This is a genomic window from Psychrobacter sp. AOP7-C1-14, assembly GCF_052376135.1.
GTDB lineage: Bacteria > Pseudomonadota > Gammaproteobacteria > Pseudomonadales > Moraxellaceae > Psychrobacter.
This window is the reverse complement of the sequence record NZ_JBQSVH010000004.1, coordinates 46,890-71,595: the sequence shown is the minus strand read 5'-3', so window position 1 is coordinate 71,595 and position 24,706 is coordinate 46,890. Positions and strand designations below refer to the sequence as shown.

Below are 24,706 nucleotides of genomic sequence, written 5' to 3'. Positions count from 1 at the left end.
ATAAATATAAGAATGCAAACATTAATGATAATAATTATCATTAATGTTTGCATTCTTATATTTGGAGTTTATTAGTGGTGTAATTAATGCTCAATATATCTATAGAAATGTCTAATAACTTGAGACATATAAATGAGCTTCGATGATATCTCGCCGTTATTTAAAGTATTGGCATAACGCTCGAATACGATTTAACTTATATACTATCTATACGGTACTCATCTTCTAGCAAGCGAGCGACTTAACATCTACTCTTAGGTAAACCGCACTTTCAACAATCCCGTAAAAAAGCCAGCTACCATGTAAGATAGCTGGCTTTATAAGTACGATTAGACTTAATTTAGATAAGCTATATTAGAACTGATACGTTAAAGAAGCTTTTACGTTTCTTCCCATCGCATAATCCGTATAGTCCGAATCGTCTGAGTAGCGCGATGAGTGATTTGCATAAGTCTCATCAAACATATTGTACACACCTAGCGTCGCTTTCACGCCCACTAACTGCTGAGGCGTATAGGTCATGAATATATCATGTACATCATAGCCTTCTTTTTCGGTATCTGTATCATCACCTGTATTAGGATTGATAGAGGTCACGTACGTACTGCGCCAGCCTAAATCAAGCGTATCAGTTGGTGCATATCCCAAGTTAACCATATACTTATCACCAGAGTCATTTTCATCACCAGTGCCTTGAGACAAACTATAGCCAGTCTCTTTACCTTCGCTACGCGCTCGTGCATAGCTCAAGCCCATATTGAAGTTATTGGTACGGTAATCAGCTGAGAGCTCTACCCCTTTGACTTCATAATCCTCATCTGCATTAAATGATCCTGCGCATGTGCCCGTGTCAGAGGCCAGTCCAGTATTACAATCAATACCGCTCTCGTACGTAATCCAGTTTTCCAAATCTGTCACAAAATACTTACCAGAGAGCTGTAACGAATCGTCTTCAGTGGTTAAGCTACGGAAAATAGTTGATACGCCAACCTCAGAGTTACTACCAGTTTCAGGCTCCAAATCAGAAGAAATATATTTATCTTCACCATCTGTATTACGGATGGCTTCCTGTAAATCAGGGCCATTGAACAACTGGGTATAACTTGCAAATATATTGGTGTTTGGCAACACCTGATAACTGGCGGCAAAAGCGCCGACTACATTGTCATACGTTTCACCATTTGCTACATCTTCTGGTGCTTCGTAATGATCATAACGAACACCAGGTGTTAGCGTTAATTTACCCATCTGCCATTGGTCTTCTAAATATACAGACGTATTTTTTGCCTCATCACTTCCGCCAAGGACACCTAGACGAGTTACCTCTGACTCTTTTGTGTAATATTCAACGCCAGTAATCAGCTTATGCGATCCCACCTGACTGTCTATTAGGCTGGTGTTTTCGATTTTGCCGCCTTTTGTGATCAAGTCAACTGCAATAGATCCATTATCTTTATCGAGTTCTGTTTCAGATTGATAAATATTGGCTTTGACATCCACTAAGTCACTGGCTGGGTTGTAGCCATACTTTAGCGTATAGGTATCTCGGCTTTGTTTCCAAGGTACGACAGGGTTCCAACCGTTTTCATCAGTCAATGGGAAATCTGCACGGTTTGGGTACATACCATCATTTTCAGTACGGCTAAAACTACCACTGACATGATGGCTGTCACCTAAATAGGTGCCTGCTTTTAACAAAATGCTCTCAGTATCACCATCTGACGTTTGAATATCACGACCAGCACCATCTTCACCTGCTTCGGATGAGCGTTTGCCATAATAAGCCAATAAATCAACATTTTCTGTTGGTGCAGCAAATACGGTCGCTGAGGTTAACAGCTCATCATTGTTACTACCATAACCTGTATGGATTTTTGCACCTATCTTTTGATCGACATCAAGTAAGTCTGCAGCATCGACTGTCTCAAAAGCAACCGCACCACCAATCGCATCATTACCTAGAGTAACTGAGTTATTTCCCACTGAAACTTCAGAGCGCTTCAATAAGTCTGGGTCAATGACTAAATCTCCAGCATGGTGGAATGCATAGCCTTCTTGACGAGCACCATCAACAGTCACTTTTAAATTCGTATCATCAAATCCACGGATACGTACACGTTGATTAACTGCCGTTGTACCGCCTACTGAAGCGCCTGGTACGCCGTCTAAAAAGTCATTCAAAAGACTCGCTTGCCCTGCAGGTATATACTGGCTCGAATCAACAGAATCCGTTTGTGCGTTATCACGTACTGAGCTATTTGCTGTCACAGTAATCGTCTGTAACGTTGTATTTGGCACGTTTGATGCCGTTGCGGCACTAGCAGCCTGTGTCCACAATACAGCAGCAACACCTATAGACAATACTGTTAATTGACTAGATAACTTTGACAACCTCACTTCACGCATAACAAACTCACTTTATTTACTATAAGAAATTAGAATTATTTTTAAAAGTTACTGTCAAACAACTTTTTAAATAGTGCCTACCAAAATACTCGAAACCTCAAAAATACTTATATACGAATAACATTATAAATATTAATGATAATGATTAGCATTTAAATAATGAAAAGCATAATAACTAAGTATTAACAATTTGGCAATAATTAATGTTAGAAATTTCTATCGTGAATATTATTGATAGGTAAAATGCACGAAACGATACTAGAGCACTGGTGCATACCACCTTTGATACTCTGCTAGTTACTGCTATAGACTGCAAACGTGTCAAGCCAGCCCTTATTTTTTAAGTAAATTACCAACGATTTTGCCTATCACTTGTTTTTCTTGTACTACTGTACTAGAATACTGAAACAAGATAGTCCTTTGGAGGACGTTCGCTCAGTAAGCGACCTATCTACTTTCTTTGGCTAAGACTACTTATTATGACTACCGATCCTTATCAGAGCTTAGTAAAACATTTGACAAACTGTACTGATAGCACAGATATCGAAGCACTACTCAGTGCACTACTGACTGATAAAGAACAGCACGATATCGCCAATCGTATACGTATTTTTGACTTGCTGGATCGCGGTATCACCCAACGTGATATCTCCGAGCAATTAGGGGTTGGTATCGCCACTGTCTCTCGCGGTGCCAAGGCCAAACAGAGCCACGATGTCAGCGCATTACTGACTACTCATAGAGACTGCTCTTAAGCACTCTGACGATACCATTTAGCTTTTTACTCTCACATTTATCAATCGACACATATTTGAATTTTTTCGGACTTTGTTATGACCTCTATTACACGCATACAGACTAAACCTGCACCTATCGACATCCCGAGCAAACCCCAGCGTATCAAGCTGACGCAAGATATCGATTTCTTTGCACTATTCAAGCGTATCGAAAGTGCTTTTGATACTTGCTATTTGCTCGAATCATTAGGCGAAGACAGCCATATCTCACGCCATCATGCGATTGGTTTTGACCCTGTTACGACTATTGCTGCATTAGATCTCAACACGCTTGCGATTACCGATAACCAAACTGCTGAGACAAGTTACTATCAAACCGATAACCCTTATCAACTGCTGCGCGATATAACACCGCAACATGTCATCGCTCGTGATCAAAGTGGTGGTCTGGTCGGTTATTTAGGTTACGACTGTGTGAACTTTTTTGAACCAAGCCTTAATGCAAAGGCCAGCGAAGACTTTGAACCATTCAAGTTTGGCGTCTATCTAGATGGATTGACGCTAGATAAAATGACTGGAGAAATCTTCTATTTTTATTACCCGACCGATCAACAAGAAAACCGCATCGAGCAAATCAAAGCCCTACTCGATGAACCAACGCCTAGTTATGATGCACCTAAAATTGAGTTCTTAGGTGATGGTATGAGCCAAGAGGAGCATGCCAATGTGGTCATGCAAGTCAAAGAAGACATCATCTCTGGTCGTATCTTTCAGTGCGAAGTCGGCTTCAAATCCAAGTATCGTATCGTTGGTGACAAAATGCCGATTTACGAAAAACTGCGTGCCGTCAATCCATCGCCGCACATGTATTTTATGAAATTTGCTCAACAGTGCATCATTGGTGCTTCTCCTGAACTACTGTTCCGCTTGCGTCAGGGTGAAATGGAAACCTATCCGCTCGCAGGAACTGCCAAGCGCGGCGCCGATGTGATCGAAGATCGTAAGCTTGCTCGTGCACTGCTCAACGATGATAAAGAAATTGCTGAGCACAATATGCTAGTCGATTTACATCGTAACGATATTGGCCGTGTGGCACGATTTGGGACGGTAAAAGTACGTAGTTTGATGGATATCAAACGCTTCTCTCACGTGCAGCATATATCGTCTGAAATCGTTGGTATTTTGCACCCGAACGAAGATATGTTCAGTGCCCTTGCCAGCAACTTCCCTGCTGGTACCTTATCAGGTGCACCTAAAGTAGAAGCTATCAAAGTAATTAACGAGCTAGAGCCAGATGGTCGCGGTGCTTACGGCGGTGCCTTAGGATCGTTTAATTTCAACGGCGACTGTATCTTTGCCATTCCTATTCGTAGTCTCTTCATTAGTGGCGAGTCTGCCTATGCACAAACTTGCGGTGGCAACGTTTATGACTCAAATCCAGCCGATGAGTACCTAGAGATTCAGCGCAAACTGTCTGCAATGAAAGTCGTATTAGACAGCTTTATGCAGCCATGATTGGTATCAACTGTAATTCGTATCTTGACTATATTTTACCTAGCTATATTTTTACAAAAGAGTTTATGACCCATGAATGTTTTAATTATCGATAACTACGACTCGTTTACCTTTAATCTCTACCAGTACGTGGGCGAGATTTTACAGACTTTAGGCAGTGATAAAGAAGCCAGCGTCATCGTTAAACGCAATAACGAAATCACCTTAGCAGATGTACAAGCGATGAATCTCGATAGAATCATTATCTCACCTGGCCCTGGCTCCCCGGATGATCCAGCATATTTTGGTATCTGTAGCGAGGTCATTGAGACACTAGGTAAGACTGTACCATTGCTAGGTGTCTGCTTAGGTATGCAAGGCATTGCTCATGTATTTGGCGGTGATGTGGTACGTGCCAGTGTGCCGATGCATGGCAAGGTCTCATCGATTCGCCATGATGGTGCTGGTATATATCAAGGCTTACCACAAGAGCTTGAGATCATGCGCTATCACTCGCTAGTGGTTAAAGCCGATACGATCCCAAGTTGCCTGACGATCACTTCAGTGATCGCCAATGACAGCCGTGCTGAATTAAGCTTTGCCGAATCAGCATTGACTGGTGATGAGGTTATGGGATTGGCTCACAAAGACTATCCTATCCAGGGTGTACAGTTTCACCCTGAGTCATTTGCCACTGAAGGCGCTAAGCGATTATTAAGTAACTTCTTGCTACAGGTATAGATCTGTATGACTACTCCTATGTCTGTTTCAAGCCTAAATAAGTCCAACTTACTCGGACGTACTACGTTGCTCATGAGCGTAATATTAGCCCCTTCTATTAGCTCAGCGGTAGAACCTGTACAGGCAAACTTTATACTAGGAATGGACATCCAAGGTCAACGTCTCAACCTTTATGAGAGCTGTGCAGAAGGGAGCGTGACTTGCAGCAATATGCTACTAGTCGCACCCGATTTAGGGCGGCTGTTACAGACAACGCAAGAACCTAGCAAATCACCCTATGCTGTTAAGTACTACTCTGCGCAAACCAAACATAGCTTATGTAAAGATGGCGTGACCCCTTGTGGATTTCAGGGTTATACCTTTGAGGGCGAAGATTTTGATGGGTTTATAGATACATCGAACCATAAAATATCTATAAGAAGTAAATGGACAATCGATACCTATAGTGCCACCTACAAAGAAAATGCAACTTATCTGTCATTAACCTCACAACCTGCTCTAGTTGACCAGATGTATGATACGTCTGATAAAGTATTGAATGAAAGTTACAGAGTAACGCGAAATGAAGTCAGACGCTTGTACGGTGAAGATATGTCGGCTGATCTTAAAAAAGAGCAGACTCAGTGGGTAAAACAGCGATCAAAAAACTGTGGGGCTGATACGGATCACTTACCAAGAACCCAAGTGGAAAAAGTGTGCTTTATTCAGCGAAATGCTCTCCGAGAGCAAACATTCTTTTCATGGATTGATTAACAGAGACTATAGAAATAAAAAATGATGCGAACAGGAATGGAGGATTCGTCAATGATTCGGCATTTTTTAGATGGTTTAGCATTTTTTAGCAAGTGCCAGCTACTTTTTCTTCTTTTAGATGACTATTGATTGAATTTAGCACACGCCCTAGTAGCTACTTATTCTCTTTTAGTGATAAACTGAAAAAACAAACAAAAGACAGCCTTTAATCAGGTTGTCTTTTGTTATTTCAGTGTTGCTTGGAAAGATTGTATCAATAGCAATCTTACAAAACCTTATGTCACTTAGCTCCTAAGAAGAAAATAGTATGGCAAACATCGATAGCGGAACGACCCATTCCCATCAATCATGGCTAGGCACCATTCAAATCATCACGGCTGCTATTTGCTGGGGCACGTTAGGTATATTCTCAACTTACCTAAACCAAATTGGATTTAGCGGTTGGCAAGTAACGATATTACGTATCGTTACGGCGGCCTTTATCGTTTTAGCCATGCTACCAAAACTGTGGCCGCATCTCATCAAATTACAGCCAAAGCAGTGGCTTGGTTTAGCAATGCAGTCTTTGATAGGTGTACTTGGTATGTCTGTCTGCTATTTTTTTGCGGTCAGTTACGTTGGTGCTGGCCCTGCCGTTGCCTTGCTCTATACCGCGCCTGTGTTTAGTTTATTGTTTTCGAAATTCTTACTGAGTGAGTCCATTACTCGAAAATCAGTATTGCTAGCACTCATGGCGGTGTTCGGTGTGGGCTTAACGATGTTAGGCGAGCAAGCAAAAGTTAACTGGGGTATTCTACTCGGCCTGTCAGCAGGAATGTGTTATTCGCTATATGGCGTATTGGGCAAGCGCGCGATGCATTACGCTCACCCCGCTCCCTTGGTATTTTTCACCTCTATTATCATTAGTGCTGGCGTATTACTATTCTTGCCTGAGACTTACAACACTTATGATCAGCTAGTAGACCTTCCCTTAATGACTTGGGGTTACGTTTTAGGATTGTCATTGTTAGGAACGGTTGTGCCATTTGGTCTATATATGAAAGCACTGGAAAAACTACCTGCCACTCGTGCATCGGTGTTTACGATTTTTGAGCCATTGACTGCGATTGCACTTGCGATGCTGTTACTACATCAGTCTTTATCTTGGATTCAGTATCTAGGCGTGGCGCTTATTTTGCTAGCAGCGTTATTAAATGCTGTGTTAAATGGTACTGCTCCTCGCGTCCCTCGTTGGTTAAAACAACGACAAAAGGTATAGTGTTTCTGGCTGCTTATACAGAATATATTTAACTCACTTTAACAAGAAAAAGCCCCAACCATGGCATCATGATTGGGGCTTCTTATTTTATTACTTACGTAAAAACAAACTTTTCTACTGCTCAATACGTTGCAAAAACGCCTGCGTACGAGGGTGCGTTGAGTCTTCAAATAGCTGTTTGGCACTGCCTTCTTCGACCACATGGCCGTCCTCAATCAGTACCACATGATCCGCCACATCGCGGGCAAAGTTGATTTCGTGCGTCACCACGACCATCGTCCAACCTTCAGACGCTAACTGTTTCATAGTCTCAAGAACATCTTGTACCAATTCTGGATCAAGCGCAGAGGTTGGCTCATCAAACAGTAATAAAGATGGCTCAATAGCGAGCGCACGAGCAATACCAATACGCTGCTGCTGACCACCAGACAGCTGGAACGGATAAAGATCTGCCTTGTCTGACAGCCCAACTTTCTCTAGTAGTACGAGAGCCTGCTCACGGGCTTGTGCTTTAGTTTGTCCTTGTACCACTGTCGGCCCAAGCATTAGGTTTTCAACCGCTGTCTTATGTGGGAACAAATTATAAGACTGAAATACCATACCTGACTTACGCTGTAGGGCTAGTAGTGATTTTTTGCTTGGCTTAGTCGCAAAGTCGACGCTCAAACTATCGTCATCAAAAGCAATCACACCTTGATCAGGAATCTCTAGCGCATTTAAACAACGCAAAAAGGTGGTTTTACCCGATCCTGAAGGCCCTAATATTACGACTACCTTGCCTTTGTTTATGGTCAAGTCGATGCCTTTTAGCACCTGGTTGCCACCGAAGGCTTTATGAATATTAGTGACTTTGATCATAAAAATTCCTGTTGTACTGGTGTCTATTTGTGACTTGTTTATTCGTGAGCACTTGTATAACTAATACGTCTGCAGCTAATGAAATATGGCTAATAACTATTCAACCATCAATTATTTTGCCACATAACGATCTAGCCTAGTTTCAAGCTTGCCTTGGATAAAGGTCAAGAATAGACAGATACCCCAGTAGATAATCGCCGCTTCTGTATAGACCAGCATAAACTCATAGTTACGAGCCGTGATAATCTGCGCTTGTTTGAATAGCTCAGTGACCAACACCAGTGACGCCAGTGAGGTATCTTTTACCAAACTGATAAAGGTATTAGACAACGGCGGCACCGATACTCTAAGTGCCTGCGGTAAAATCACGTGACGAAAAGTCTGTAAATATGTCAAGCCAACCGTCGAGCCTGCTTCCCACTGCCCTTTTGGTATCGATAAGATCGAAGCACGCACTGTCTCCGACGCGTACGCACCGATGTTCAAAGAGAATGCAATAATTGCAGAGGGAAAAGGATCAAGTTTTACCCCGACACTTGGCAGACCATAGAAAATAATAAACAGCTGAACCAGCATCGGTGTACCGCGAATTGCGGACACATAGATACGGGCAAGCCGATAAATGACTTCATGGAACCAACTGGCGCGCGGAACGATACGAATCAATGCTACTGTCAGTGCAATGGCTATACCAATCGCAAACGATATCAATGCCAGCGGTATCGAATAATAAATACCGCCTTTGAGCATCGGCCAAAACGACGAGATGACAATCTGCGCTCGATCAGGACTCATAAATGGCAATACTGCCAACAAGTCCGCGAACCACGATGTAGACATTACAGAAGCTGACATGATAGAAACTGACATTATTTTTGTTGACTTATATCAGCACCAAAGAACTCTTCACTAAGCTTAGTGAGTGTACCTTCATCAGCCAATTCAGCCATTGCTCCATTCAGTTTTTCTACGACTTCATCATCACCTTTGATAAGCACCAGACCTGAGCCACGTAACTCACTAGCAGGTGCCGTCAGTTTGATCTCAAGATTTGCATCTGGGAATTTTTTGAGATAATCCAATACTGCTAGATTATCGTTCATTGTAAAGTCAGCACGATCTTGCTTCACTAATTGGATCGCTTGCGCCATACCATCAACAGGAACGATCTCTGTACCATAACGTTCTGCAAGCTCACCATAGTTACTACTCAGTGATTGCGCAGTACTTAGACCTTTTAGACCTTCCCACGAGCTATAACGATTGTCATCAGTAGGTGCCAATACTACCGCACCTGACCAGCTATAAGCCGTTGCTTTGTCATACTTTGCTTTACGCTCAGGCGTGGTCAAACTAACTTGGTTAGCCACCATATCAAAACGTCCTGAATCCAACCCTGCCAACATCGCATCCCATTGGGTTTCTTTGAACTCAACGTCGACGCCTAGTTTATCAGCGACTGCACGCGTGACTTCAACATCATAACCCGTTAGTTTGCCACTCTCATCATGGTACGTGAATGGAGGGTAAGTACCCTCTGTACCGACGTTGATAGTGCCGCCATTATTAATACGTTGTAGTAAATCAGAACCGCCTGTAGCAGTGCTGTCAGTCGCACTGGTATCGGCTTCATTGGTAGTAGATTGACCACAAGCAGCAAGGAACATGGTGCTAGCAGCAAGGGCTAAGAGAGTACGACGTTTCATAGGACGTCCTTATAAGAGTGAATGAATAAAGTAAAAATGCACAGTGCTAATGAAAAGCAGATTATTAATAAAATACATAATGCTAATAAATAAGGCAAACCGGCACGAGAGAACAGTGCAAACCGTCCTACGTTATTCGGCGTTGGTTGCCCGATTTGAGGCTATTTAGGCTATTTTTCAACACCTTCTCTATATTATATTTTAATTTGTAACGATTGTTCAAATATTATAGCAGCTATTGAGTAAGTCGGTTCTAAAGTAGGCCAATGGCAACGGCGATTCAACTAAATAGCCGCTTATGGATATAGTAAATTACTTTGAATGTAGCAACGTACAAAACCAGTGAACATATACAAGGTCTGTGCTACAACTCACCCGAGAATTGATAACGATCACCAGCATGCCACATTTTTACAAAGGTAACGACCTGACCTGCTGAGTAAGTTTGCCGGCGCAACACAAGCGTTGGTGACTGCGGCGCAATTTGCAAAAATTCAGCGATATCATCAGGAGCTGCTAATGCTCGAATAGTGTAGCTGCCGCTCTCTAGAGGGCTTTTGGCAATTAAGTAATCACTGGTATTGACCACACTAAAATCTTGATCGATAAACTGTGGTACTTTTTTGGCATCGACCCAGCGTTCCTCAAACTGTATGGGCTGACCATCGGCAAAGTGAATGATTTTTACTTCATATAGTACAGGTGTATCGCTAGCGTTCGTATGAGTACTTGTATTAAAAGGCGCGGTTGTTTCAACGATGCCGAATTTACGACGCAACTCATTATCAAGCATATCAGCGGTAATCGCACGCTTACTCACGACCTTTGCCTCATAGTCACGATTGGCAGATTTTAAGTCTTCAGCAATATTGCGCACTTCTACAAATGTATGATTAAACTGCTGCTGCGCGACAAACGTCCCCGAACCCTGCCGGCGCTCTAGCACCCGCTCTTCGCTCAATTCTTTTAGCGCGCGATTAACTGTCATTCGAGACACACCAAACTCTTCAGTCAGTGCCATTTCTGTCGAAATCGCGTTGCCCGCTTGCCACTTACCAGAATGAATGTTGTCTAGTATGGCATTTTTGATGCGTTGATACGCTGGAACCGTCTTTGTCATATCCGCCTTTAACTGTAAGTTGTATTAATCACAATGGCCACATGATATCACGAGACTAGAGTACAAGCCTTAGTCAAAATGTCTAAGCGTTTAGTCTTAACTGAGTTAATCACCAAAATAATGTGGCTATCCATAAAAAAAACCTTGCATGAAAAAAGTATCTTTGATAATTTGTATATACAACTTTACAACAGTACTAGAGAATCTGTTCTATTAATTCGATATTTATATGAATTCACGTAGAAAACTAGGCTGACTGTAAAACACCTACTCTGATTACTTTATCGCCCTATTCGCTATCACAAGGATATGATCATGACTACTGAACATGGAACCAACACAGAAACTAAGCTGACTCGCCGTGATGAGAGCCGCGAAATCGCCGCGCCTACTGGTAGCACGCTACATTGCAAAAGCTGGCTGACAGAAGCGCCGTATCGCATGCTACAAAACAACTTGCATCCTGATGTGGCCGAAAACCCAAAAAGCCTAGTCGTCTACGGTGGTATCGGACGCGCAGCCCGTAACTGGGAAAGCTATGACCAAATCTTAGAATCACTAAAAAAGTTAGAAGATGATGAAACGCTGCTAGTGCAATCTGGTAAACCAGTAGGCGTATTTCAAACACATGAGAATGCACCGCGTGTCTTAATCGCCAACTCCAACCTTGTACCGCGCTGGGCAACATGGGAGCACTTTAACGAGCTGGATCGTAAAGATCTATTTATGTACGGTCAGATGACTGCAGGTAGCTGGATTTATATCGGTACGCAAGGCATCGTCCAAGGTACGTACGAGACTTTTGTGGAAGCAGGTCGTCAGCATTATGACGGTAGCTGGGCGGGTCGTTGGATTTTGACTGCGGGTCTTGGTGGCATGGGCGGGGCGCAGCCACTCGCCGCGACCTTTGCTGGCGCAACCTCGTTAAATATCGAGTGCCAACAGTCTAGTATCGACTTCCGCTTGCGTACTGGTTATGTCGACAAGCAAGCCGATGACCTTGACCACGCTTATGAGTTAATCAAGCAACATACCGATGCGGGTGAAGCCGTCTCTATCGCCCTACTTGGTAATGCTGCAGATATCTTGCCCGAAATGGTCAAGCGCGCTAATGCTGGTGGTATGAAGCCCGACTTGGTCACCGATCAGACCTCAGCACATGACTTAATTAATGGTTACTTGCCAGCTGGCTGGACAGTAGAAGAATGGAAAACTGCCCAAGAAGATCCAACGCAACATGTAACATTGACTAAAGCAGCTGCCCAGTCCTGTGCCGCACATGTACAAGCAATTTTAGACTTGCAAGCGATGAATATTCCAGCAACCGATTACGGTAATAATATCCGTCAGGTTGCGTACGATGAAGGGGTCAAAGATGCCTTTAACTTCCCAGGCTTTGTCCCTGCTTATATTCGTCCACTATTCTGCCAAGGTAAAGGTCCATTCCGCTGGGTAGCGCTATCAGGCGATCCAGAAGATATCTATAAGACTGATCAAAAAATCAAAGAGCTATTCCCTGAAAACAAACATGTCCATCGCTGGTTAGATATGGCAAAAGAGCGCATTCAGTTCCAAGGCTTGCCTGCTCGTATCTGCTGGTTAGGGCTTGGTGAACGTGATAAAGCAGGTTTGGCATTCAATGAAATGGTCAAAAACGGTGAGTTAAAAGGCCCGATTGTCATTGGTCGTGACCATTTAGACACAGGTTCTGTTGCCAGTCCAAACCGTGAAACAGAGAGCATGAAAGATGGCTCAGATGCGGTATCTGACTGGGCATTGTTGAACGGCATGCTGAACGTGGCAGGCGGCGCAACTTGGGTGTCACTACATCATGGTGGCGGCGTTGGCATGGGTTACTCGCAGCATTCAGGTATGGTCATCGTTGCAGATGGTACAGACGCTGCAGCCAAACGCTTGTCACGTGTATTAGTTAATGACTGCGGCTCAGGCGTTATGCGTCACGCCGATGCAGGCTATGAGTTAGCAATCAAAACAGCGAAAGATTATGGATTGAATCTCCCGATGGTGAAATAGCAGCCACTCACTAAATAAACATCAAGGCTGCGAATGCCTTGGTGTTTATTAGCATAGTATTGTACAAGGAGTACTCTGATGCGCATAAAACACAAGCTCAATGCAGTGATATTCATACCCACCTTTAGTATTATCTTTATCGCTGCACTCATCGGGATTTTTAATAACGAAGCACTGGTATCTGTTGCCAAAAGCGTCTTTTACTTTTCATTGTCAGACTTTTCTTGGCTATATCAATTAGGCACTGTCTCAGCGCTTATTATTGTTGGTTTTGTTTTCTTTTCGCCGATTGGTAAAATCCGGTTAGGCGGTGCAGATGCAAAACCTAACTTTTCATTTACCTCAAATTTTGCCATTGCCTTATCTGGCGGTATTGCCACAGGCGTTGTGACTTATTCGGTTAACGAACCCATCATCTTACTCGGTAATATTTATGGTGAGATTGCGCAGCAAGGGTTTGACCCAGTCAGTGCAGAATCTGCCATCTTTGCCATTGCACGCACTTATCACAACTGGGGATTCATCCCTTACGCCACCTACTCCATCGTCGGCTTGATGATTGCTTACATGCATTACAACCGTAAAGAAAAATTCTCTATTGCATCAACACTCGTGCCATTGTTTGGAAAAAAAGTCTATCACCCGGCATCAGTCGCTGTTATCAATATTTTTTCGGTACTTGCCATCGCCCTTGGCTTGGCAGCATCGCTTGGCGCAGGGCTTGCATTGATCAGTTCTGGTATCGAATCCTATTACGGCGTACCTGCTAATCCAATCACTTGGTTGGTTTTAACCCTTGTTATTGCAACGGCATTTATCTTATCAGCAGTCTCAGGACTAAAGCGCGGGATTCGTATTTTATCGTCAGTCAATGCCTATATCTTTTATATCTTTCTTTTTATTCTATTAGTCGTGGGTCCGCTTGGCTATATTCTCAGCTTATCGACCACCTCTTTAGGATACTGGCTAAACAATGTGATGCTATGGTCATTCGACACTAAAGAGCATGGCGGTGAAGCGCTAGTGACTTGGTGGACAATGTACGATTGGTCGATATGGATTGCCTACGCACCTCTCATGGGCTTGTTTTTGGCACGTATCTCTTATGGACGCACAATAAAAGAATTTTTGATTATTAACTGGATACTACCTGCAGTGTTTAGCATGGTTTGGTTCGCTGTTTGGGGGGCTTCTGCTATCAAGTGGCAACTGGATGGTACGCTAGACTTGATTCAAATCATTACAGACAATGGCGCAGTTGCTGGTCTATGGGCATTTTTACAAAACCTGCCTTTCGCCTTTATTCTAATACCGCTTGCCATTTTCACCCTGATTATTTCTTTTTCGACTGCTGCTGATTCTATGACCTCAACCATTGCGACAATCTGTACCAAAAATATCGATGCAGATGAAGAAGCACCAACATATCTAAAAATCGTATGGGGTGTCTCTATTGGTGCCATTGCTTATGTCATGGTGGCATTTGGTGGTGGTTCACAAGGGGTTGACGGCATCAAGTACCTGGCAGCGGCCGGTGGCTCGATGGTTGTCATATTGTTCATACTTATTTTGATGTCGACATTTAAGCTATTTATTTATAACAAAGACACAATGACGCCAGAAGCACTATCAAAGCCCAGTCAGAAAGAGGAACCATAATGCAAAAAATTATTATTGACGGTAATTTGGTCACTTGGAAAGATATTGCGGACATTGCTGACGGTGCAAGCATTGAACTTAGTGAGCAAGTTTGGCAGCGCATTAGTGAGTCACGTCAAGCGGTGCTCGATATGTCAAACTCAGACACACCTCACTACGGCGTAAACACTGGACTTGGCGCTTTGTGTGAGGTTGCCTTAAACGAACAGCAACTCAGCCAACTATCGTATCACACGCTTATGAGCCATGCCGTGGGTGTAGGTAAGCCTCTCGATAAACGCTCAGTGCGTGCCATTATGGCCTGTGCCGTTGTAAATTATAGCCACGGCTATTCCGGTATTAGCGAGACCGTTGTTCAAAGACTGATTGATTTTATTAGACATGACATTATCCCTGTTGTTCCAAAGCAAGGTTCTATTGGCTATTTATCACACATGGCGCATATTGGCTTGAGCCTTATCGGGGCAGTAGATGTCAATTATCAAGGTGAAATTCACGCCACAACAGCACTGCTGGATGAGCTTGGTTTAGCACCTTTGAAACTGGGCGCAAAAGACGGTCTATCATTAGTCAATGGTACACCTGCTATGACAGGAATGGCTTGTATTGCTATTCATGGTGCTGACCGCTTGGCGGAATGGGCAGATGTGATTGCTGCCATGAGTTTTGAAGCACAAGGTGGACAAATAAGGGCATTTGATGATCATATCATTCGCCTCAAAAGATCAATCGGTGTACAAGCCACAGCAAATAACCTCAGAACCTATTTGCAAGACAGCGAACAAATTACTAAAAATAAAGGGGTACGCGTACAAGATGCACTAAGTATGCGCTCAATCCCGCAAGTGCATGGTGCCTGCCGAGATCAATTAAGACATGCAGCTGTACAAATAAACAATGAAATTAATTCTGCCACAGACAACCCTTTAGTCATCAAAACACAGACAGGCTATCAAATTGTCTCGCAAGCCAATCCACATGGAGAATCAGTGGCAATAGCATGCGATACGCTTGCGATTGCAGTCAGTGAATGGACGGGGATATCTGAGCGACGTAGCTACCGACTAATCACACCGCAAACCAGTGGCCTGCCTGCTTTTCTGATAGCCGATAGTGGTGTCAAAAGTGGTTTTATGATTGCCCAATACACAGCAGCGGCACTTGCCTCAGAAAATAAGCGCCTTGCTGTACCTGCTGTCATTGATAATTTTATCACCTCAGGAATGCAAGAGGATCATGTCAGCTTTGGCGATAATGCAGCTATTAAACTAAACACTGCTATCCGTAATGCCTTTTACGTGTTGGCTATTGAATATCTATCGGCGGCCCAAGCTTTCGAGTTTATAGACAATAAATTTGGTAATACAACAGAGGTGGCTTATCAATGGCTTAGAAAGCATGTTGATGCTTACCAAGAAAATCATCCATTGGCAAAAGATATAGAGACCACATACAACCTGATTAGACAGCATCCCTTGTTTGAGCAGTTTGGTCGCGATGGCACAGACCATTAATCACTATATACCCAAAGATGTTTTCATTAATTTTAACAATACTGAGAAATGTGAGGTCAGTATCAGTCAAACAAAGAAGATAGTGCAGATACTAGCAAGCGACTACGAATTAGATTTAACGATCATTGAGTAGCTTGTCCAAAATTTGTATCAAGGAGGATAATATGATTGAGCAAAATACAGCACCTGATCTACACGATGAAAATGCAATGCCATCGTCAAAAAAACTGCTATCACCTACTATTGCTCTCGTACGGCTAATCGTATTCAGTGCCATCGGTTTGGTAATGTTTTTTGTGCCATTTACCATTGGCGAGAAAAGCACGATTTTGTTCGATCATGGTGCGACCTATCTGGTGACTCAGCAGCATACTTTGTCCGTTACGCTATTGTTTTTACTCATGCTCTATGGCGTGAGTAAACCATTTATCGACGGCTCATGGCGCAAAAATATCACGCACATGATTATGACTGCCTTCAAAGCCATTGGTCTGGTATTGGCAGTGATTTATGTGGCTGACATAGCACCTGCCTTTATGATGGAAAAGGACATGCTGCCGTTTTTATTTGAAAAATTGGCTCTACCAGTCGGTATGATTGTACCGCTTGGGGCATTGATATTGGCATTCTTGGTTGGTTTTGGCTTATTAGAAATGGTTGGTGTGCTCATGCAGCCAATCATGAAACCTATTTGGAAAACCCCAGGCTCATCAGCGATTGATGCCGTGGCTTCCTTTGTTGGTAGCTACTCTATTGGATTGCTCATTACCAATCGTGTGTACTTGCAAAAGCAATATTCAGCGCGTGAAGCCATTATCATTGCGACTGGGTTTTCGACTGTATCAGCGGCGTTTATGGTGATTGTTGCCAAAACGCTTGGCCTGATGGAGTTCTGGAATGTGTTCTTTTGGTCTACGCTAGTGATTACTTTTATTGTTACTGCAATTACTGCTCGTATTCCGCCTATCAGTCTCTTTGATGATCATGTCGAACGCCCCGCTTTCAACCATAAACGTGGCACACGATTGGCTGCAGCATTTGATTTGGGTTTATCCACTTCCCGCCGTGCCACTGACCTCAAACAAATATTGTGGTCTAACTTCCGCGACGGTCTAACGATGGCAGCCGCTATCGTACCCTCCATCATTGCTGTTGGCTTGACAGGCTTGCTATTAGCAAAATATACGCCTGTCTTTGACGCATTAGGCTTGCTCCTTTATCCATTCACATCGCTTGGCGGCTTACCAGAACCGCTAGTTGCAGCTAAAGGGATGTCAGCGGGATTGGCTGAAATGTTCCTGCCAGCATTATTACTGAGCAATGCTGACATATTGACGCGTTATGTGGCAGGGGTAATCTCCATCAGCAGTGTACTGTTTTTTTCTGCCATGATTCCATGCGTGCTGGCTACCGAAATCCCTATCTCTGTTGCCAAAATGGTCATCATTTGGTTTGAGCGCGTGGTACTCAGTATTTTGTTGGCTGCAGCTTTTGGTCATTTAGCGATATATTTCAATTGGATTGGCTAAAAAATTCAAACCTGACAATCGCTAAAAACACTTAAAACACGCCATTTTAGTAAAGATATGAATTAAAAATAATATAGCCCTTATGACTATGCAACTAGGATTACCCCTATGAACGACATCAAACCGTTAACCCTACACCCTCGCCAGCTTAGCTTTGCGATGCTGCGTGATATTTATGATCAGCCTGTCATATTAACACTGCCTGAGAGCGCTTACGAGGCAATAGATGCCTCGCACGAAGATGTACGAACCATCATTGCGCGAGACAAAAGCGCTTATGGTATCAATACTGGTTTTGGCCTATTGGCAAAAACGCGTATCAGTGATGACCAACTTGAGCTACTTCAGCGCAACCTGATCATTTCTCACTCAGTAGGCACTGGTGAAGCACTACCAGACGGCGTGGTGCGATTGATTATGGTCATGAAAGTTGCTAGCTTGGCTCAAGGTGTCTCTGGCGTACGTCGCGAAGTGGTAGACAGCTTACTTGGACTAATCAATAATCAAATCACCCCACATATCCCAGCCAAAGGATCTGTTGGCGCATCTGGTGATTTAGCGCCGTTATCACACATGACGCTGGCGATGATGGGCGAAGGCCATGTCTATGTCGACGGTAAAAAAGTACCTGCTGCTGACGCTCTAGCGCAGCATGGACTTGAGCCAATCACATTGGCAGCTAAAGAAGGCCTTGCACTTATTAATGGTACGCAAGTCTCAACCGCGCTCGCATTACGTGGTTATTTCTTAGCGCGTGATTTACTCGAAACCGCTACCATCGTTGGTTCATTATCGATTGATGCAGCAAAAGGTTCAGACTCCCCATTTGATGCACGTATTCATGAAGTGCGTGGCCATCATGGTCAAATCGAAATCGCCAAAGCACACCGTCAGCTAATCAAAGGTAGTGCTATTCGTGCCTCACACGACAGCGAGCAAGACGACAGGGTTCAAGATCCTTACTGCTTACGCTGTCAGCCGCAGGTCATGGGTGCTTGCCTTGATATCATCAATCAAGCAGGAAAAACTTTATTAATCGAGTCCAACGCAGTGACTGACAACCCGCTTATCTTCAATAACGAAGATGGCCCAGTTGCCATATCAGGTGGTAACTTCCATGCTGAGCCAGTTGCCTTTGCTGCTGATATTTTAGCTTTGGCCATCGCCGAGATTGGTTCTATGTCTGAGCGTCGTGTGGCCTTGCTTATCGATGCGACGCTATCGGGTGGCTTACCGCCATTCCTAGTGGATAACGCTGGGGTGAACTCGGGCTTTATGATTGCCCATGTAACCGCTGCGGCACTGGCATCAGAAAACAAATCTATCGCTCATCCAGGCAGTGTCGATAGTATCCCGACTTCTGCCAACCAAGAAGACCACGTATCTATGGCAACCTATAGCGCCCGTCGTCTACATGAGATGGCACAAAATACCGCGACTATCGTTGGTATTGAGCTCTTGGCCGCTAGCCAGGGCATCGACTTCCATCGCGGATTAGACACCTCAGAGCCGCTGACTATCGCCCACCAAAAACTACGTGAGCAAGTGACTTTTTATGACAAAGATCGTTATCTAGCCCCAGATATTGAAGCAGCTAAGCAGTTAGTATTAGACGGTACGCTTGCAGAACATTGGCAAGCACTACGCAGTGACTGGTATGAGTCTAAATAAAGATTGATTGATTAACGGAGAGCAGCGATGACGACAGCGATAACAGCAACGACTACCACACGCATTAGCCACACACCTGCTGATATGACTCAGTGGACAGGTCGTGCAGAGCCATTTGAGACTGTGCGTGCCCGCTATTGGTATCAGCTTGCTCAGCCCTATGAGAAACAACATATTGGGCTAATCGGCTTTGCTTGCGATCAAGGCGTCAGACGCAATCAAGGCCGCGTGGGTGCTAGACACGCTCCGCCATTAATTCGTCGAGCGTTTGCCACGCTGCCAGTCATCGCTGACTTGCAACAACGTTTTGATGGTCAACTATCAACCTTATTAGGTGACGCTGGTGACATTCATTGTCACGACGATGATGATTTTGCCGACAGCACTCTTGAGCAGGCACAGGTTAAATATGCTGATGAAGTTAGCACTATTATTAAGCAAGGCGGCTTACCCATCGGCATTGGTGGTGGTCATGCCATTGCTTATGGTAGCTTTTTGGGATTATGGCAGGCCTTAGGCAATACAAGCGAAGCAAATATCAGCACAAACACAGTGCCTACTATCGGAATTATTAATTTTGATGCTCATCTTGATATTCGTCAGTCGGATGTTGCTACTTCTGGGACACCGTTTCGCCAGATTGCCAAACATCTTGATACGTATGAACAGCCTTTTCATTATTGCTGTATCGGCGTCAGTCGGTTTTCCAACACGGCGGCGCTGTTTGATCGCGCTGAGCAATTGGGCGTACAAGTCATTAGCGATGAGGACTGTCATTATAAGCCTTGGGACGAACTGGCTAAACAGGTTATAGATTTTATCAATCAGGTTGATGTGGTGTATCTGACCATTGATATGGATTGCTTGCCATCCAGTGTCATTCCGGGGGTCAGCGCACCTGCCGCTTACGGCATTGAGATTGGGTTCGTTGAGCGCATGGTAAAAACCATCATGGCCACAGGTAAAGTAAAAATGTCCGACATTGCCGAGATTAATCCTACTTTCGATGTTGATGGTCGTAGCTGCAAGGTTGCTGCGCGACTGCTAGCCACTATTGTGGAGCAGCACTTATTTATCGCTTAGATTTTACCCACAACGATCACTGACTTTACAATAATCAGGAGCATATTATGCATCCATCAAAAAACTCTGCATTAAAAAACACTACAGAACAGACACTAGATGAGCCTACTATAACGTCTTTTGATCACATTATTATTAATGCCAATATCGCGACCTTTTCAGAGCAATACGGTTTTGATATTTATGCCAATAATCACGCTAATAGCATTCCATACGGTCAGCTACTTAACGCGGCTGTCGGTATCAAAAACAGTAAAATTGCTTGGATCGGGACACAGGATCAGATCACTGCTCATTTGCCTAAATATCAAGATAGCCAAATCACAGATATAGATGGTAAATGGATAACCCCAGGACTGATCGACTGCCATACGCATATTGTCTACGGTGGTAACCGTAGCAATGAATTTGAAGCGCGTCTGCAAGGCGCTAGCTATCAGGATATTGCAGCACAAGGTGGCGGTATTGTTGCGACAGTCGATGCTACACGCTCCGCTAGTATTGAATCGCTATTTGCACAGAGTGAGAAACGCTTAGTCGCGCTCATAAAAGAAGGTGTCACCAGTATCGAAATCAAGTCTGGTTATGGTTTGGACTTAGACACTGAACGCAAAATGCTCACAGTTGCCCGCCAGCTGGGAGAAAAATACGACATTCATGTGAACACCACTTATCTGGCTGCACATGCACTACCTCCCGAGTACAAGTCTCACGAGCAGGATCGCTCGGACGACTATATCGAGCAAGTCTGCGAGTGGCTGCCTATTTTGCATTCAGAAGGTTTGGTCGATGCGGTCGATGGTTTTTGTGAAAATATTGCCTTTAGTAGCGAGCAAATCAGACGAGTTTTTGAAGTGGCTCGCTCATTAGATCTACCAGTCAAACTACACTCTGAGCAATTATCCGATATAGGTGGTAGTGCTTTAGTTGCTGAATATAACGGACTATCAAGCGACCATCTGGAGCATTTATCAGAAGAAGATATCAAAAAAATGGCCACTAGTAATACCGTTGCCGTCATACTGCCAGGGGCGTTTTATACGCTACGTGATACTAAACTGCCTCCCATTGAGGCGCTACGTAAACACCAAGTACCCATGGCGCTTTCTACCGATTGTAATCCTGGCACTTCACCCCTCACCTCGCTTTTATTAACGATGAACATGGGCTGCACACTATTTTATTTGACCACTGAAGAGGTTTTAGCTGGGGTTACGGTTCATGCAGCCCAAGCACTGGGACTACTTAATAAAGGTAAAATAGAAGTCGGCTGTGATGCTGATTTAGTACTATGGGATATCGCTCGTCCTGCCGACTTGGCTTATCAGATGGGGCTAAACCCTATCCAAGGCGTTATGGTACAAGGCACATGGCGCAAGACAGTGTAATCTTCCCACCTTGACTTATTACTAAAAAAGCCACTAGCTGACATGTTCAGCTGGTGGCTTTTCGTTTGGCTTGTTTGAGCATCTTTACCAGCTCTTATACTTGTTGGCAAACGTCTCGCCTGTATTGGCATCCACATTAATACCGACGATCTCATTGCCTTTTAATAAGTCAACTTTATAATACAGAGGATGACCATCATAGTCGCGATCTGCTTCAAATTCGACATCTAATATCATACCGCCTACGTCTTTTTCAGCGATACCTATCGCGCTCATCACATTTACTTTTGCACGGCTCTGTACGTTATAGTCGCTAATATCACCACGATCTAATTGCTCAGTATCCGTACTAACAACTGCTCCCGTAATAGCATCAACGATTACTTCGTAGCTATCGCTAGCCGTACTAAACTCTATTTCATATACGCCGTTTTCTGTGTCATCGTCGTCCTCATCATAATCGACACCGATGAGCATACCTGATGCATTTTCGGTTGCAATCGTAATCGCTTGCTTTAGACCAACCTTGTTATCTTTTGCTGATGTGACTTCGGTAGATAGGTTTGTTTGAGCGGCTATCACAGTCGTGCTCATAGTACCCACTGTCAGCGCAACGATCAAACTCGCACCTAAAGTGTTCAACTTCATATTTTTAGACAGTTTTTCCATTGTCTTATCTCCTGCATTTGTGACTTACTTTATTCACCAAGTTGTTACGTTTAATCCATTAGTAGACTTTGGCTTCGTTATTCGCAGATATATGTTAGCTAGGTTTTCTACTCACTGTAGAATGAAAAAGTATCAAAGTGTAGTTACTTTGTTTGAGTACCCAATCTAGGTGCATTGCCGATAAAAATATTTATTTCCGATTAGCAATGGCTATTGTTTCGACAAATGTTTCGACAAAAAAAATGCTGCGTGTGCCTAAAGAAAGCAAACGCAGTATCGACTATTTCAATAACTAGATGGTTGTAAGGAATGCTAGTTTAAAATACCAAATGCGACCAACGCGTCAGCCACACGTTTAAAACCAACCATATTGGCACCAGCCATATAATCAACATAACCGTTGTCAGTTTGACCATACTCTGCTGAAGCGTTTGCAGCACTATCATGGATATCTTTCATGATACCTTTTAAGCGCTCATCAACTTGCTCAAAGGTTTGATATTGACGGACAGAATTTTGAGACATTTCAAGCGCCGATACCGATACCCCGCCAGCATTGGCCGCTTTACCAGGTGCATAATGAACGCGGTTCAGACGAATATAGTCAATCGCTTCTGCAGTAAGCGGCATATTAGCGCCTTCGACCACATATTTGATACCATTTTCAACTAATAGCTTAGCGTCTGCTTCATCAACTTCGTTTTGAGTAGCACATGGAATCGCAATATCTGCCTCAAACTGCCAAGGTTTTTGTTTGGCAAACCACTCACCGCCGTAGATATCGACATACTCTGCTAGTGGTTTATGCTGTTGTTTTTGTTTTTTTAGCCAATTTATTTTTTCTTGATTAAAACCTTTTTCATCATGCAAGACCCCTTGTGAATCAGAGACAGTTATTGCCATACCACCAAGAGCATTCACTTTCTCGGCGGCATGCAATGAAACATTACCTGCTCCTGATATCAGCACTTTTTTACCTTTAATAACGTCATTTTGGGCGATGAGCATATTTTCTAAGAAATAGACCGCACCGTAGCCAGTCGCTTCTGTACGCATCAAGCTACCACCAAAGCCCACGCCTTTTCCTGTGATAACACCTGTAGATTCACGCGTTAAGTTCTTATACATCGCAAACATATAGCTGACTTCTCGACCGCCGACGCCGATGTCACCAGCAGGCACATCCATATCCTTGCTAACATAATGATGTAGCTCACGCATGAAAGCGTAGCAAAAACGACGAATCTCGCTATCTGTTTTACCTTTAGGGTCAAAGTCTGACCCACCTTTGCCGCCACCAATAGGCAAACCAGTTAGGGCGTTTTTAAATATTTGCTCAAAACCTAAGAACTTCAATACAGACTGATTGACAGTAGGATGAAATCTAAGACCTCCCTTATAAGGCCCTAAAGCATTGCAGAACTGCACACGCCAGCCACGATTAACTTGTACTACGCCTTGATCATCTTCCCAGTTAATGCGAAAACCAAATACCCGATCAGGCTCTACCAAACGCTCAAACACCTTTAATGTACTATACTCAGGATGCGCATCGTATAAAGGTTGAATGGTAACCGCCACTTCTTTTACTGCTTGAATGAATTCTGGCTGATGGGCGTAACGCGCTTCGACTTTTTGGATCGCTTCACTGATGCTCATATGTCTCTTCCTTAGAATAAAAGTGGTGGTAGTAATTATTGATAGTAACTATTTACATCGACGCCATAACGTATGTGAGTAGACAAGAGGACTATAAACGTTGATGTAAAACTGAAAACGCCCCTATACAAGTTTATGCATAGAGACTAATGGGATTAGAGTAGCTGACTAAATTTGTCTTTTTATAGCGAGTTTAAAAGTAACAATATTTTTTATCTCATAAATATATATCATCTTTAATGCTTACAAGTCTAGTAAATATCTTCGTCATAAGCATCTATAAGCAATTTTTGTTGGCTAAATTTTAGCAGTTCCGTTTAATAGCAAAGGCGGACATTAATTGATAGTTACAAAAAAATTTCTACTCAAAAATACAAAGTGTTTTGATAGCTCTCTAACCGTTGATCAACCAAACTTAATAAAAGAC

The 24,706-nt window shown here is 43.5% G+C and carries 19 protein-coding genes; 12 read left to right on the top strand and 7 right to left on the bottom strand.

The window, feature by feature from the left end; translation table 11 throughout:
* Positions 1-354: 354 nt before the first annotated feature.
* Entirely contained in the window at positions 355-2,406 is a 2,052-nt protein-coding gene (locus ACT3QN_RS04885) for a TonB-dependent receptor domain-containing protein (RefSeq protein ID WP_444522443.1), read from the bottom strand.
* Between the two features lie 479 nt (positions 2,407-2,885).
* On the opposite strand from ACT3QN_RS04885, the gene ACT3QN_RS04880 reads away from it, so the two are divergent.
* The 5 genes from ACT3QN_RS04880 (at position 2,886) to ACT3QN_RS04860 (ending at position 7,389) form a co-directional block, all read left to right on the top strand.
* Positions 2,886-3,161 carry a Trp family transcriptional regulator gene (locus tag ACT3QN_RS04880; RefSeq protein ID WP_444521466.1) on the top strand — a complete coding sequence of 92 codons (276 nt, stop codon included), beginning with the start codon at positions 2,886-2,888 and terminating at the stop codon, positions 3,159-3,161.
* Between the two features lie 78 nt (positions 3,162-3,239).
* Positions 3,240-4,658 carry an anthranilate synthase component I family protein gene (locus tag ACT3QN_RS04875; RefSeq protein WP_444522442.1) on the top strand — a complete coding sequence of 473 codons (1,419 nt, stop codon included), beginning with the start codon at positions 3,240-3,242 and terminating at the stop codon, positions 4,656-4,658.
* Positions 4,659-4,730: 72 nt separating this feature from the next.
* Complete coding sequence (locus tag ACT3QN_RS04870) at positions 4,731-5,378, top strand: anthranilate synthase component II (protein ID WP_444522441.1); 648 nt, start codon at positions 4,731-4,733, stop codon at positions 5,376-5,378.
* A gap of 18 nt (positions 5,379-5,396) precedes the next feature.
* Complete coding sequence (locus ACT3QN_RS04865; RefSeq protein WP_444522440.1) at positions 5,397-6,131, top strand: lysozyme inhibitor LprI family protein; 735 nt, start codon at positions 5,397-5,399, stop codon at positions 6,129-6,131.
* Positions 6,132-6,438: 307 nt separating this feature from the next.
* Positions 6,439-7,389: a DMT family transporter gene (locus ACT3QN_RS04860; RefSeq protein WP_444522439.1), complete on the top strand. Its 951-nt coding sequence runs from the start codon at positions 6,439-6,441 to the stop codon at positions 7,387-7,389.
* A 114-nt stretch (positions 7,390-7,503) separates the two neighbouring features.
* Here the strand turns inward: ACT3QN_RS04860 and ACT3QN_RS04855 are convergent, their stop codons facing one another.
* From ACT3QN_RS04855 to ACT3QN_RS04840, 4 genes are all read right to left on the bottom strand, one after another.
* Positions 7,504-8,247, bottom strand: a complete 744-nt coding sequence (locus ACT3QN_RS04855) for an amino acid ABC transporter ATP-binding protein (RefSeq protein ID WP_444521461.1) — start codon at positions 8,245-8,247, stop codon at positions 7,504-7,506.
* Positions 8,248-8,358: 111 nt separating this feature from the next.
* Positions 8,359-9,102, bottom strand: a complete 744-nt coding sequence (locus ACT3QN_RS04850; RefSeq protein WP_444522438.1) for an amino acid ABC transporter permease — start codon at positions 9,100-9,102, stop codon at positions 8,359-8,361.
* A 14-nt stretch (positions 9,103-9,116) separates the two neighbouring features.
* The gene (locus ACT3QN_RS04845) at positions 9,117-9,953 is read right to left on the bottom strand and encodes a transporter substrate-binding domain-containing protein (RefSeq protein WP_444522437.1); all 837 of its coding nucleotides are present in this window, start codon (positions 9,951-9,953) and stop codon (positions 9,117-9,119) included.
* 364 nt (positions 9,954-10,317) lie between these two features.
* Positions 10,318-11,073 carry a UTRA domain-containing protein gene (locus ACT3QN_RS04840; protein ID WP_444522436.1) on the bottom strand — a complete coding sequence of 252 codons (756 nt, stop codon included), beginning with the start codon at positions 11,071-11,073 and terminating at the stop codon, positions 10,318-10,320.
* A gap of 315 nt (positions 11,074-11,388) precedes the next feature.
* On the opposite strand from ACT3QN_RS04840, the gene hutU reads away from it, so the two are divergent.
* The 7 genes from hutU (at position 11,389) to hutI (ending at position 21,951) form a co-directional block, all read left to right on the top strand.
* On the top strand, positions 11,389-13,107 hold the full coding sequence (hutU, locus tag ACT3QN_RS04835; protein ID WP_444522435.1) for a urocanate hydratase: 1,719 nt from the start codon (positions 11,389-11,391) through the stop codon (positions 13,105-13,107).
* Positions 13,108-13,185: 78 nt separating this feature from the next.
* A complete protein-coding gene (locus ACT3QN_RS04830) occupies positions 13,186-14,766 on the top strand; it encodes a BCCT family transporter (RefSeq protein ID WP_444522434.1) in 1,581 nt (526 codons plus the stop codon).
* Positions 14,766-16,280: an HAL/PAL/TAL family ammonia-lyase gene (locus ACT3QN_RS04825; RefSeq protein WP_444522433.1), complete on the top strand. Its 1,515-nt coding sequence runs from the start codon at positions 14,766-14,768 to the stop codon at positions 16,278-16,280. Before ACT3QN_RS04830 ends, ACT3QN_RS04825 begins: the two co-directional genes overlap by 1 nt.
* A 164-nt stretch (positions 16,281-16,444) precedes the next feature.
* On the top strand, positions 16,445-17,809 hold the full coding sequence (locus tag ACT3QN_RS04820) for a YjiH family protein (RefSeq protein ID WP_444522432.1): 1,365 nt from the start codon (positions 16,445-16,447) through the stop codon (positions 17,807-17,809).
* A gap of 108 nt (positions 17,810-17,917) precedes the next feature.
* Complete coding sequence (gene hutH / locus ACT3QN_RS04815) at positions 17,918-19,480, top strand: histidine ammonia-lyase (protein WP_444522431.1); 1,563 nt, start codon at positions 17,918-17,920, stop codon at positions 19,478-19,480.
* A 27-nt stretch (positions 19,481-19,507) separates the two neighbouring features.
* Positions 19,508-20,563, top strand: coding sequence for a formimidoylglutamase (gene hutG, locus ACT3QN_RS04810; protein WP_444522430.1), 1,056 nt, complete (start codon positions 19,508-19,510; stop codon positions 20,561-20,563).
* Positions 20,564-20,610: 47 nt separating this feature from the next.
* Complete coding sequence (gene hutI / locus ACT3QN_RS04805; protein ID WP_444522429.1) at positions 20,611-21,951, top strand: imidazolonepropionase; 1,341 nt, start codon at positions 20,611-20,613, stop codon at positions 21,949-21,951.
* A gap of 84 nt (positions 21,952-22,035) precedes the next feature.
* Here the strand turns inward: hutI and ACT3QN_RS04800 are convergent, their stop codons facing one another.
* Both ACT3QN_RS04800 and gdhA read right to left on the bottom strand, forming a co-directional pair.
* Positions 22,036-22,620, bottom strand: coding sequence for a PepSY domain-containing protein (locus ACT3QN_RS04800; RefSeq protein WP_444522428.1), 585 nt, complete (start codon positions 22,618-22,620; stop codon positions 22,036-22,038).
* A 312-nt stretch (positions 22,621-22,932) separates the two neighbouring features.
* Complete coding sequence (gdhA, locus tag ACT3QN_RS04795; protein ID WP_444522427.1) at positions 22,933-24,279, bottom strand: NADP-specific glutamate dehydrogenase; 1,347 nt, start codon at positions 24,277-24,279, stop codon at positions 22,933-22,935.
* Positions 24,280-24,706: the final 427 nt, after the last annotated feature.